Origin of the sequence: Nonomuraea gerenzanensis (assembly GCF_020215645.1) — a bacterium.
In the GTDB taxonomy this organism is placed as follows: Bacteria; Actinomycetota; Actinomycetes; order Streptosporangiales; family Streptosporangiaceae; genus Nonomuraea; species Nonomuraea gerenzanensis.
Genome location: NZ_CP084058.1, coordinates 11164288 through 11175743 on the forward strand (window position 1 = coordinate 11164288; position 11456 = coordinate 11175743).

The following is an 11456-nucleotide window of genomic DNA, read 5'->3' on the forward strand; positions in this document are numbered from 1 at the left end:
GCGTAGGCCCGAGCTTCTAGAGCTTGCCCACGCCGGAGCCCGCCATGACCACCGCCTTCACCGAGGCCGGATCAGCCACGGTGTACGAGTAGTACGCGGACGCCTCCTGCACCACCCCACTGCAGTCAGGCGCCCCCGACTCATCCACGAACACGTTGTTCCGCGCCACACACCGCCCCCCAGGCCCCGCATAAGAGTTGGTGACAGGCTCCTCCACCCGCTCGAAGTAGTTCCCCTCCACCAGGCACCCCGCGTTCGCCTGGCAGGCCACCCCGGTGTCGGTGTTGTACACGTAGTAGTTGTTGAACACGTGCACCGGCTCCCCGAACCGCACGCGCGGGTTGCGCTGCGGCGTCCGGTCGAACCAGTTGTTGTGGTAGGTAACCTTCAACCGCCCCACGTCCTGAGCGGCGTTCCCGTCGTCGTGCCCGAGCAGCATGTTCTTGGTGTGGTCGTGCGTGTGGTTCCACGAGACGGTGATGTACGACGACCCGCGCTTGATGTCGATCAGCCCGTCGTACCCGTCGGCCAGATCGTTGTGATCGATCCACACGTGATGGCTAAACATCTGCACATTGATCGAGTCGTCGGTGGCCCCGCGGAACGACAGGTTGCGGATGATCACGTTGTGCACCGCGTCGGCCGGTGGCGAGGTCACGGAGTCGTCCGCCGGCAGGCCGATGTTGAGCCCGCCGCCGGTGAGGCCGGAGGTGGCACCGACGCCGAGGATGGTCTTGTCCGAGGTGACGTTGTGCATGCCCGCCGGAAGGGTGATCGTGCCCAGGACGCAGACGGTGAGCGGCCCCGGCTGCCCGATCGCGGCGAGGAGCTCGGCCGTCGTGTCCACCGCGACGGTCGGGCCGCCGGCGCCGCCGGTGGTCCCGTTCTGTCCCCAGGCGTTCACGGAGGCGAAGCCGACGGGTGAGCCGGAGGTGCGGCAGCTGCCCGGCGGGATGGTCGGGGTGGTGGGCGGGTCGGTGGGACCGCCGAGGTCCGTGACGAGGACGTCGTCGAAGGTGGCGCCGGCGTAGTAGCCCGCCAGGCCGACCCGTCCCGAGCTGAACGAGCTGTCGGTGGCCGAGGCGACCTGCACGTTGTTCACGAAGCCGCGCAGCGTGCTGCCGAACGCCTCCAGCCTGACCGTGTGCCACGACCCGGGGGTGACGCCGGCCGCGCCGGTGGCGAGCGTGATGGGGGCGCCGCCGGTTCGCTTGCCGAGGATGGCGGCGCCGGTGTTGCTCAGGCCGAGGAAGTAGTAGTTGCTGCTGTTCTGCGCTCTGGCCAGCACCGCGACGTACCGGCCCGAGCCGTTGTAGGCGATCGGCTTGACGCGGGCCTGCACCGCCTGGTCGCCCCAGCCGCCGCCGGCCAGGGCGCGGGCGTCGGCGCTGGTGCCGGACTGGCGGTAGGCCGGGGAGCCGTCGGTGACCACCGACCAGCTCCCGCCGGAGCGGGACCAGCCGGCGGCGTCGCCGTCCTGGAAGTCGTCGCTGAACAGGGTCACGGCGGACGCGCTCGGGATGACCAGGAGTGCCGCGACGACGGCCGCGCCGAGCGCGGCGCAGGCGAGGTAGAGCGGGTTCTTGCTGCGCACCGTGGAGCCTCCGGGGGTGAGGGGCGGCGACGGGGCGCGTCGGGGAGGGAACGGGGAGAGCGCCGTGTCGCGCTGCCTGACGGGACGAGCTTCACATCTTTATGCAACCGATTGTTAGGCGCGTCAACCCGATTGGTGTGCAGTTTTGTTGCAGCGCCAGCCTACGATCTTGCAAGCGATTGTAGAGCCTAGACTGGCGATCATGACTGTGGCCGACCTGTGGTTCGACCCGTCGTGCCCGTACACGTGGGTGACCGCGCGATGGCTGATGGAAGTGCGCGAGGTGCGTCCGGTCGAGGTGCGCTGGCACGTGATGAGCCTGTCGGTGCTGAACGAGGGCCGCGACGACGACCCGGAAGGCGACCCCGAGGGCTACCTGTGGGTCCCGGTCCGGATCTGCGCGGCCGTGCAGCGCGACCACGGCCAGCAGGCGCTGGAGAAGCTGTACACAGCCCTGTGGACGACCGGCACCGGCGACTGGATCGGCGACCTGCGCACGGCGCTGGCCACCGCCGGGCTGCCGGTCGGGCTGGCCGAGGCCGGGCTGGGCACCGGCTACGACGAGGTCGTCCGCGCCTCGCACGCCGAGGCCGTCGCGCTGATCGGCGGCGACCACGTGGGCACGCCGATCGTCGCGGTCACGCGGGAGGACGGGGAGCGGGTGGTGTTCTTCGGACCGGTCGTCTCCCGCGTGCCGACCGGCGAGCAGGCCGCCCGCCTCTGGGACGGGACCTTGCTCGTGGCGGGCACCCCCGGTTTCCACGAGCTGAAGGGCGGGCCACACGAGGAGCCTCACGTAACGTGACGTCTTCTGCCGAATGCGTGATCCTCGCGGGACGCGCGGGCTATCTTGGTGCCTCCATCAGCCGAGGACGAGAGCGCACAGGTCTTCATGGACGAGCACGTCATCACCATCCGGTGGGTCGACGCCCCCGACGAGATCGCTTATCACGACTACGTCGAAGGCACCTACAACTCCTTCTCGTGCACCTGTGACCTGCCACTGCCCGATCGGGTGACCGCCGCGCAGCACGCCTCCGAGGTCGGCCGGTGCCTGGTGTGCCTCGGCGCCGGCACGATCTCCATCAACCCGCACCACAGCGGCGGCTGCGAGACCTGCGGCGGCTCCGGCACGTCGGGGCCGGCCGCGCTGTTGCACCAGACGGAGCTGACGGAGAGCCTCCTCAAGGAGGTGGCCGCGCTGCTGCCGGAGGAGTTCGGGCTCCGCGAGGCGGTGGCCCTGGTGGAGGGGCACGTGCAGGGCGGGGCCGAGGCCGTGCTGTCGGTGACGAAGGCGCTGATCAGGTGCCTGGAGGTGCAGGGCGAGGTGGTGCTGTACACGGTGCCCGACTTCGTCCCCGGCGAAGGCGTGGAGCAGCGCTACGACGACCCCCGATGGCTGCGCGTGCCCTGATCCACGCTGCTGCCCGCCTCTCACCCCGTCTCACCTGAGCGGCAGCACGTCCACGCCGCGCTCGTCGTCACCGCGCGGCCCGAAGATGCGCCGCTCGGACTCCTCGATGCGCACGTCGTCGATGCTCGCCTCCCTGCGCCGCATCAGCCCGGACGCGTCGAACTCCCACTGCTCGTTGCCGTAGCTGCGCCACCACTGGCCGGCGGCGTCGCGCGACTCGTACTGGAAGCGGACCGCGATGCGATCGCCGAGCACCGCCCACAGCTCCTTGCGCAGCGCGTAGTCCAGCTCCCTGTCCCACTTGCGGCGCAGGAACCGCCTGATCTCCTCCCGCCCGGTCAGGAACTCGCCGCGGTTGCGCCACACCGAGTCCTCGGTGTACGCGAGCGCGACCTTGTCGGGGTCGCAGGTGTTCCAGGCGTCCTCGGCGGCCTGGACCTTGATCCGGGCGGTCTCCTCGGTGAACGGCGGGACGGGCGGGCGGGACATGGCGGCCTCCTCGACGGCAGGAGAACGGTCGTTCTCGCGAGATAGCCTAGAGAACGACCGTTCTCCGACGCAAGCGAGGTGCCATGGAACACGCCGAACGACTTCTGACGGCGGCGGGCGAGCTGTTCTACCGGCGCGGCATCCAGGCCGTCGGCATGGACGACGTCAGGGCCGCCTCCGGGGTGTCGCTCAAGCGGCTCTACCAGTGTTTCCCGTCCAAGGAGGCGCTGGTCGTGGCCTATCTGGAGCGGCGGGACGAGCGGTGGATGGACTCGCTCACGTCCTACGTGGCCGGGCACGACGATCAGGTGGGAGCCGTGTTCGGATGGCTGGAGCGATGGTTCGGGGAGGAGGACTTCCGTGGGTGCGGGTTCGTCAACGCGTACGGGGAGCTGGGCGCCACCTCGGAGGCGGTCGCCGAGGTGGTGCGCGGGCACAAGCGGCGGCTGCGCGCGTACCTGCGCGGGCTGGTCGCCGACGACCTGACGGCCGAGCAGCTCCTCGTCCTGGTGGACGGGGCCACGGTCACCGCCATGGTGGACCCGGAACGAGGAGCGGCGGCGGCGCGGGCGGCCGCGAAGGCCGCCCACGCGGTCACAGCAGCTTGTCGAGGGTGATCGGCAGGTCGAGCACCCGCTTGCCGGTGGCGTGCCGCACCGCGTTGGCCACCGCCGCGGCGGCCCCGGTGATGCTCACCTCCCCGATCCCGCGCAGCCCCAGCGGCATGGTGGAGTCGGGCTCGTCCAGCCACAGCACGTCGATGCGCGGGATGTCGGCGTGCACCGGCACGTGGTACTCCGCCAGGCTCGCGTTCATGATCCGGCCGTTGCGGTGGTCGATCAGCGTCTGCTCCGACAGCGCCATGCCGATGCCCATCACGATGCCGCCGCGCAGCTGGCTCGCCGCCGTCCTGGCGTTGATCACGGTGCCGACGTCGAAGACGCCCACCCAGCGCGAGACGCGCACCTCCATGGTGTCGGGATCCACGCGCACCTCGCAGAACTGCGCGCCGGTCGCCGCCCGCACCCAGCGCCTGCGCTCGCGCAGAGTCCTGGCCATGAAGCCGAGCATGCCCGCCTTGCTCTCCACCTCCACGTGGCCGCGGCCGGCCGCCGTCAGGATCTCCGCGTACGTCTGACCTGCGCCTCCCACGTACAGGCCGCCGTCGCGCGCCTCCACCTCATCCGGCTTGCGGCCGCGCAGCGGTGAGCCGGGCGAGCGGCGGACCAGGCCGAGCAGCGTGCGCTTGAGCTTGGCCGCGGCGTCCTGCACGCCCGCGGCGGCGCTGGCGGTCTGCATCGAGCCGCCGGCGCCGGGCGCGACCGGCAGCTCGGAGTCGCCGTACTCGACGCGTACGGACGCCAGCGGCACCCCCAGCTCGTCGGCGGCCATCTGCCCCAGCACCGTCGCCGTGCCCATGCCCATCTCCTGCAGCCCGCAGCGCACCACGACGCCGCCGTCCGCGCCCAGGCGCACCGTGACGTTCGCCGGCATCCGCATCGACGGGTGGTAGGCCGTGGCCACGCCCATGCCGACCAGCCACCGGCCGTCCCGCATGGACCCGGCGCGCGGGTCGCGCTCGCGCCAGCCGAACCGCTCGGCCCCCAGCGCGTACGCCTCCCGCAGCCTGCGGTGCGCCAGCCGCTGCCCGCCCACCGGGTCGCGGTCGGGCTCGTTGAGCAGGCGCAGCTCGACCGGGTCCAGGCCCAGCTCCCAGGCCAGCTCGTCCACGGCCGACTCCAGGGCGAAGGTGCCGATGGACTCGCCGGGCGCCCGCATGAACGTGTTGGCCAGCAGGTCGAGCCGGACGGTGCTCTGCCGCAGGTGGATGTTGGGCGCGGCGTACAGGTGCCGGGTGCCGGCGGTGATCGGCTCGCCGTTCCCGCCGCTGCGTCCCGTCCTGGACACGGTGGTGTGGATGACCGCGGTCAGCTTCCCGTCCGCGCCGGCGCCCAGCGCGACCCGCTGGATGCTGCCCGTACGCCCGCCGACCGTGTGGTAGACGCCTTCGCGGGTGAGCGCGAGCCGCACCGGCCGGCCCGTCGCCCGGGCGGCGAGCACGGCCAGCAGCGTGCCCGCCCAGACCGAGCCCTTGCCGCCGAACCCGCCCCCGACGTACGGGGACAGCACCCTGACGTTCTTCTCCGGCACCTCGAACCGCTGGGCCAGGTGCTTGCGCGTCCAGGTGATGCTCTGCGAGGCCTCGTGCACGGTCAGCCGGTCACCGTCCCAGACGGCGGTGGTGGCGTGCGGCTCGATCGCGTTGTGGTTGTGCGGCGGCGTGGTGAAGGTCAGGTCCACCGTGTGCGGCGCGGCTGCCAGCGCGGCCCGCGCGTCCCCCTTGTCCGCCTCGGCCTCGCTGATCAGGTTGCCCTTCTGGGGGACGGCGTTGCCCTGCTCGGCCGCCAGGTCCACCGCGGCGGGCAGCTCCTCGTAGGCCGGGCGCACCAGCGACGCCGCGTACCGGGCCGTCTCCGGGGTCTCGGCGACCACGACGGCGATCGGCTGGCCGTTCCAGGACACCTCGTCGGTGGCCAGGTAGTTGACCGAGGTGCCGGAGACGAGCGTGCTGAGGTCGAGGAAGCTCACCTTGGGGGCGGGCTTCATGGGCCGGGTGTTCTCGTGGGTGAGCACATCGATGACGCCGCGCACCGCCTGCGCCTCGGCCGTGTCGATGGCGGTGATGCGGCCCCTGGGGATGGTGGCGTGCACGAGGGCGGCGTAGGCGAGCCCCGGGTAGGGGTACTCGGCGGCGAAGCGGGCCTCGCCGGTGGTCTTGGCGGGGCCGTCCACCCGGTCGATCGCCTGGCCGACGTACTTGGTGGTGCCGGTGGCCTGCTCGGTCTCGGCGTACTTGATGCTCATCGGGCCGTCCCTCCGGTGCTCAGCTCGCGCAGCGTGGCCGTGATCGTGGCCACGGCGAGGCGGGGCTTGAAGGCGTTGCCCTCCCTGGTGACGGCGTCCGCCAGCTCGGCCTCGGCCGCGCGGCGGAAGGCGGTCTCGTCGGCGGGGCCGCCGAGCAGCAGGTCCTCCGCCCGTGTGGCGCGCCAGGGCTTGGGGGCGACGCCGCCCAGCGCCAGCCGTACGCCGGTGACCGCGCCGTCGCGCACCTCCAGCGCCGCCGCCACCGAGACCAGGGCGAAGGCGTACGACGCCCGGTCGCGGACCTTGCGGTAGCGGGAGTTGGCCGCGGCGGGGACGGGCGGCAGCTCGACCGCCGTGACCAGCTCGCCGGGGGCCAGCGTGGTCTCGACGTCGGGGGTGTCGCCGGGCAGCCGGTGGAAGCCGGCCATCGGGACGCGGCGGGTGCCGTCCACGCCGTGGACCTCGACGGTGGCGTCCAGGGCGGCCAGCGCCACGCACAGGTCGGACGGGTGGGTGGCCACGCAGTGCTCGCTGACGCCCAGGATCCCCGCGCTCCTGTTGAACCCGTCGAGCGCGTCGCAGCCGGCGCCCGGCTCGCGCTTGTTGCAGGCGGAGGCGTGGTCGTAGAAGTACGGGCAGCGGGTGCGCTGCAGCAGGTTGCCGCCCACGGTGGCCATGTTGCGCAGCTGGGCCGAGGCGCCGGACAGCAGCGCCTGCGACACCATCGGGTAGCGGGTGCGCACCCGGCCGTCGGCGGCCAGCACGCTGTTGCGGACCAGCGCGCCGATGCGCAGCCCGCCGTCGGGCAGCTCCGTCACGGTGTCGAACGGCAGCCCGGTGACGTCCACGACGGTGTCGGGGCGCTCGATGCCCTCGCGCATGAGGTCCACCAGGTTGGTGCCGCCGCCGAGGAACCTGGCGCCCGGCTCGGTGGCCGCGCGCACGGCCTCGGCGACGTCGGCGGGCTTGACGTAGGCGAACGGCCTCATCGGGACGCCTCCTTGATCGCGTCCACGATGCCGTTGTAGGCGCCGCAGCGGCACAGGTTGCCGCTCATCCGCTCCCTGATCTCGGCCTCGTCGAGCCCCTGCGAGCCGGTCACGGCGCTGGGCATGCCGGCCTCGTGCTCGGCCAGCATGCCGATCGCGGAGCAGATCTGGCCCGGGGTGCAGTAGCCGCACTGGAGCCCGTCGTGGCGGACGAACGCCTCCTGCAGCGGATGCGTCACGCCTTCGATCGTGGTGATCTCCCTGCCGTCGTACTGGATGGCCAGGGCCAGGCAGGCGTTGATCCGCACGCCGTCGGCGAGCACCGTGCAGGCGCCGCAGGCGCCCTGGTCGCAGCCCTTCTTGGGGCCGGTCAGCCCCAGCCGCTCACGCAACGCGTCGAGCAGGCTCACCCACGGCTCGACGTCGAGGGACTCGACGGAGCCGTTCACTTTCATCCGTATCTCGGTCACGCGCATCCTCCCGGCTTTGCACCGGACGCTAACAGAACGTCGTTTCCTTAACAAGTGAACGGCGTTCTTTTAAGTCGGCGCCAGTATGCTGATGACGACATGACGCGGTCGGCATTCCTCCGGGCCAGGCGGCCCGAGCACAAGCAGCAGCGGCGCGAGGCCATCCTCGCCGCCGCCCGCGAGCTCGCCCGCACCTCGGGGGTGCGCAACGTGAGCCTGGGGGCGGTCGCCGAGGCGGTGGGGCTGGCCAAGTCCAACATCGTGCGTTACTTCGGCACCCGCGAGGAGATCTACCTGGAGCTGCTCACCGACGAGTGGCGCCAGTGGGCCGAGGCCGCCGCCGAGCGGCTGCGCACCACCGCCGGCGGCACGGCGGCGGCGGTGACCGCGCTGGCCGAGACGCTCGTCGAGCGCCCGCTCTTCTGCGACCTGCTCAGCCACGCCGCCACCAGCCTGGAGCACAACGTCTCGGTCTCCGCCGCCCGCTCGTTCAAGCACGCGGTGCACGCCCGGGTCGCCGAGATGGGCGCCGTGGTGGCCGGCGCGACGGACCTGACCGAGCGCGAGGGCGGCGAGCTGGCGGCCGCCGCCAGCGGCCTGGCCGGCATGCTCTACCCGGCCGCCAACCCGCCGCCCGCGCTCGCCCAGGTCTACGCCGAGGACCCGGAGCTGGCCGCCGCCTGCCCGGTGCTGCTGCCCACGCTCGTCCGGGCGCTCTCCGCCCTGGCCGCCGGGCTGCCGACTCTCAGGGAAGAGTGAAAGTTTCACCTCTCTCCAGGCATTCCTGACCGCCCGCGGCCCGCTCGCTGTACATCGGGGCGGTTTCCGCAGAGCATGTGCCCGATACCTAACCGGTTAACAATCATCAGAAGGGCACCCCCCATGATCAAACGACTCGGGCTCGCGGCGGCGGCGCTCCTGTCGCTGCTCGTCTCGATGCTGATCGTCCCGGCTCCCGCGCACGCCGCGGTCGGGCTCCGGGTCAGCGGCACCAGGATTCTGGAGGCCAACGGGAACGCGTTCGTCATGCGCGGTGTCAGCCACGCGCACACCTGGTACACCAATCAGACGAGCTCCTTCGCCAACATCAAGGCGCTGCGCGCCAACACCGTGCGCGTCGTGCTGAGCGGCGGCCGGTGGACCCCGAACAGCGCCTCCGACGTGGCCAACGTCGTCTCCCTGTGCCGGCAGAACCGGTTAATATGCGTGCTCGAAAACCATGACACCACCGGGTACGGCGAGCAGAGCGGCGCGTACACCCTCGACCAGGCGGTCGACTACTGGAACAGCGTCCGCAGCGCCCTGACCGGCACCGAGGACTTCATCATCGTCAACATCGGCAACGAGCCGTACGGCAACAACAACGTCTCGGCCTGGACCGCCGCCACCACCAGCGCGATCACCCGCATGCGCACGCTCGGCTTCCAGCACATGCTGATGGTGGACGCGCCCAACTGGGGCCAGGACTGGCAGTTCACCATGCGCGACAACGCCAGGACGGTCGCCGCCGCCGACACGCAGCGGAACACGGTGTTCTCCGTCCACATGTACGGCGTCTTCGACACGGCCGCCGAGATCACCGCGTACCTGGACGCGTTCCAGACGGCCGGGCTGCCGCTGGTGATCGGCGAGTTCGGGCACAACCACTCCGACGGCAACCCCGACGAGGACACGATCATGGCCCAGGCGGTGTCGCGCGGCCTCGGCTACATCGGCTGGTCGTGGAGCGGCAACAGTGGCGGCGTCGAGTACCTCGACATGGTCACCAACTTCAACCCGGCCGCGCTGACGTCCTGGGGCCAGCGCATCTTCAACGGCGCCAACGGCATCACCGCCACCTCGCGCGAGGCCACCTTCTTCAGCGGCGGCGGCACCGACACCACCGCCCCGACCACGCCCGGCACCCCCTCGGCCTCCGGCGTCACCTCCACCGGCGCCTCCTTAACCTGGACGGCCTCCACGGACGCGGGCGGCTCGGGGCTGGCGGGATACGACGTCTACCGGGAGCAGGGCGCCACCGACCCGCTGCTCGGCTCCTCCACCACCAACTCCATCACCCTGACCGGCCTGACGCCGTCCACCCAGTACCAGGTGTACGTGCGGGCGCGCGACGGCGCGAGCAACCAGTCGGCCGCCTCGGCCACCACCACCTTCACCACCACGGGCGGCGGCACCGGCGGCGGCTGCACGGCGGCAGGGACCGTGCAGAGCCAGTGGGGCGGCGGCTACGTCGTCCAGCCGGTCACGGTCACCAACACCGGCACGTCCGGCATCACCGGCTGGACCGTCACCTTCACCCTGCCCGCCGGGCACACCCTCGCCGGCTCGTGGAACGCCTCGGTGACGACCAGCGAGCAGACCGTCACGGCCAGGAACGCGGGCTACAACGGCAACGTGCCGGCGGGCGGCAACGCCGGCTTCGGCTTCCAGGTCAACCGGCCGGGCGGGAACACCGCCACGGTCGGCTCCTACACCTGCGCCGCCTCCTGACGACGTAACGCGGGCCGCCTCCACCTGGCGATGGGGGCGGCCCGCGCATGCGGGACGCCTCTTACGAAACCCCGGGCGGGGAGGTGGAGTCGCGGATGACGAGCTGGCACGGCAGCGTGTGCACCCCCGGCGTGGCCTTGCCGTCGATCGCGGCGAACAGGTGCTGCGCCGCCGTGCGGCCCAGCACCTCCAGGTTCATGTCCACGGTCGTCAGCGCGGGCCGCGTCTCGGTGGACAGCACCTCCCAGTTGTCGTAGCCGACCACCGCGATGTCGTCGGGCACCCGCCGGCCCCGCTCGCGCACGGCCTCCACGAACCCGGCCGCGATCTGGTCGCTGCCGCAGAACACGGCGTCGATCTCCGGCTCGGCCATCAGCAGCATCTCGGCCGCGTGCCGGCCCCACCGCTGCGACCACACCCCCGACATCGTCTGCCCCACCTGCTGGACCCCCGCCTCGGCGAGCGCCCGCCGCAGGCCCTCCTCTCGGTCGCGGGCCGCCTTGTAGTGGGCGGGCCCGGTGATGTGCGCGATCCGGCGCCGGCCCAGGGCGAGCAGGTGGTTGACGGCCATCGCCGCCGCGCCCACGTCGTCGGGGACGAACGACACGTCCGAGGGGTCCTCGGACGGCCCGTACGCGTACACGACGGGCACCGGCAGGTCGTTGCTCACGGACGGCCGCGGGTTCGTGCTCTCCCCCACCACGATCAGCCCGTCCACCCGTCGCGACAGCAGGGCGCGCAGGTGGTGCTGCTCCCTGATCGCGTCGCCGCGCGCGTCGCACAGCAGCACCGCCATCTCCCCGGCGCCGAACGCGTCCTCGGCGCCCAGCAGCACCGGGATGCCGAACCGGCCGACGCTGTCGGAGGTCAGCAGCCCCACGGTCCTGGTCTGCCCCGAGAGCAGGCCCCTGGCCAGGGCGTTGGGCTGGAAGGAGAGCTCGGCCGCGGCGGCGAGCACGCGTTCGCGCGTGGCCGCCCGCACGTCCTGGCGCCCGTTGAGCGCCTTGGAGGCCGTGGCGATCGATACCCCCGCCAGCGAGGCCACGTCGTTGATGGTCGCCCGCTTACCCGCCATACTTCGAAACCCTTTTCGGTGAATTGTGAACCGCTTAGCACCATAGCACCCATTGACATGGGCTCATGTT

Annotated in this window: 11 protein-coding genes; 5 read left to right on the forward strand and 6 right to left on the reverse strand. The window is 71.8% G+C overall.

The window, feature by feature from the left end; all coding sequences use genetic code 11:
- Positions 1-16 precede the first annotated feature (16 nt).
- Positions 17-1594, reverse strand: coding sequence for a pectate lyase family protein (locus LCN96_RS51995; RefSeq protein ID WP_225269784.1), 1578 nt, complete (start codon positions 1592-1594; stop codon positions 17-19).
- A gap of 202 nt (positions 1595-1796) precedes the next feature.
- On the opposite strand from LCN96_RS51995, the gene LCN96_RS52000 reads away from it, so the two are divergent.
- A complete protein-coding gene (locus tag LCN96_RS52000; protein ID WP_225269785.1) occupies positions 1797-2399 on the forward strand; it encodes a DsbA family protein in 603 nt (200 codons plus the stop codon).
- Positions 2400-2447: 48 nt separating this feature from the next.
- Positions 2448-3008, forward strand: a complete 561-nt coding sequence (locus LCN96_RS52005; RefSeq protein ID WP_225269786.1) for a hypothetical protein — start codon at positions 2448-2450, stop codon at positions 3006-3008.
- Between the two features lie 30 nt (positions 3009-3038).
- On the opposite strand, the gene LCN96_RS52010 is transcribed toward LCN96_RS52005, so the two are convergent.
- Positions 3039-3497, reverse strand: coding sequence for a nuclear transport factor 2 family protein (locus LCN96_RS52010; protein ID WP_225269787.1), 459 nt, complete (start codon positions 3495-3497; stop codon positions 3039-3041).
- A gap of 83 nt (positions 3498-3580) precedes the next feature.
- Between LCN96_RS52010 and LCN96_RS52015 the strand changes: the two genes are divergently transcribed.
- Positions 3581-4114: a TetR/AcrR family transcriptional regulator gene (locus tag LCN96_RS52015; protein ID WP_225269788.1), complete on the forward strand. Its 534-nt coding sequence runs from the start codon at positions 3581-3583 to the stop codon at positions 4112-4114.
- On the opposite strand, the gene LCN96_RS52020 is transcribed toward LCN96_RS52015, so the two are convergent.
- Genes LCN96_RS52020 through LCN96_RS52030 form a run of 3 tightly spaced genes read right to left on the reverse strand, consistent with a single transcriptional unit; the run spans position 4092 to position 7827 of the window.
- Positions 4092-6362 carry a xanthine dehydrogenase family protein molybdopterin-binding subunit gene (locus LCN96_RS52020; RefSeq protein ID WP_225269789.1) on the reverse strand — a complete coding sequence of 757 codons (2271 nt, stop codon included), beginning with the start codon at positions 6360-6362 and terminating at the stop codon, positions 4092-4094. The two genes, LCN96_RS52015 and LCN96_RS52020, sit on opposite strands and share 23 nt — an antisense overlap.
- The gene (locus LCN96_RS52025) at positions 6359-7351 is read right to left on the reverse strand and encodes an FAD binding domain-containing protein (protein ID WP_225269790.1); all 993 of its coding nucleotides are present in this window, start codon (positions 7349-7351) and stop codon (positions 6359-6361) included. Before LCN96_RS52025 ends, LCN96_RS52020 begins: the two co-directional genes overlap by 4 nt.
- The gene (locus tag LCN96_RS52030) at positions 7348-7827 is read right to left on the reverse strand and encodes a (2Fe-2S)-binding protein (RefSeq protein ID WP_404823911.1); all 480 of its coding nucleotides are present in this window, start codon (positions 7825-7827) and stop codon (positions 7348-7350) included. Before LCN96_RS52030 ends, LCN96_RS52025 begins: the two co-directional genes overlap by 4 nt.
- Positions 7828-7920: 93 nt before the next feature.
- Between LCN96_RS52030 and LCN96_RS52035 the strand changes: the two genes are divergently transcribed.
- The gene (locus LCN96_RS52035; protein WP_225269791.1) at positions 7921-8580 is read left to right on the forward strand and encodes a TetR family transcriptional regulator; all 660 of its coding nucleotides are present in this window, start codon (positions 7921-7923) and stop codon (positions 8578-8580) included.
- 267 nt (positions 8581-8847) lie between these two features.
- The gene (locus tag LCN96_RS52040) at positions 8848-10311 is read left to right on the forward strand and encodes a cellulase family glycosylhydrolase (RefSeq protein ID WP_263657559.1); all 1464 of its coding nucleotides are present in this window, start codon (positions 8848-8850) and stop codon (positions 10309-10311) included.
- Positions 10312-10372: 61 nt separating this feature from the next.
- Here LCN96_RS52040 and LCN96_RS52045 read toward each other — a convergent pair whose 3' ends face one another.
- On the reverse strand, positions 10373-11386 hold the full coding sequence (locus LCN96_RS52045; protein WP_225269792.1) for a LacI family DNA-binding transcriptional regulator: 1014 nt from the start codon (positions 11384-11386) through the stop codon (positions 10373-10375).
- Positions 11387-11456: the final 70 nt, after the last annotated feature.

Bases quoted from the DNA above. Each gene is read 5' to 3' on its own strand.
- LCN96_RS52040 (WP_263657559.1), top strand. From the start codon at position 8,848: ATGCGCGGTGTCAGCCACGCGCACACCTGGTACACCAATCAGACGAGC.
- LCN96_RS52030 (WP_404823911.1), bottom strand. From the start codon at position 7,827: ATGCGCGTGACCGAGATACGGATGAAAGTGAACGGCTCCGTCGAGTCC.
- LCN96_RS52045 (WP_225269792.1), bottom strand. From the start codon at position 11,386: ATGGCGGGTAAGCGGGCGACCATCAACGACGTGGCCTCGCTGGCGGGG.
- LCN96_RS52035 (WP_225269791.1), top strand. From the start codon at position 7,921: ATGACGCGGTCGGCATTCCTCCGGGCCAGGCGGCCCGAGCACAAGCAG.
- LCN96_RS52025 (WP_225269790.1), bottom strand. From the start codon at position 7,351: ATGAGGCCGTTCGCCTACGTCAAGCCCGCCGACGTCGCCGAGGCCGTG.
- LCN96_RS52015 (WP_225269788.1), top strand. From the start codon at position 3,581: ATGGAACACGCCGAACGACTTCTGACGGCGGCGGGCGAGCTGTTCTAC.
- LCN96_RS52020 (WP_225269789.1), bottom strand. From the start codon at position 6,362: ATGAGCATCAAGTACGCCGAGACCGAGCAGGCCACCGGCACCACCAAG.
- LCN96_RS52000 (WP_225269785.1), top strand. From the start codon at position 1,797: ATGACTGTGGCCGACCTGTGGTTCGACCCGTCGTGCCCGTACACGTGG.
- LCN96_RS52010 (WP_225269787.1), bottom strand. From the start codon at position 3,497: ATGTCCCGCCCGCCCGTCCCGCCGTTCACCGAGGAGACCGCCCGGATC.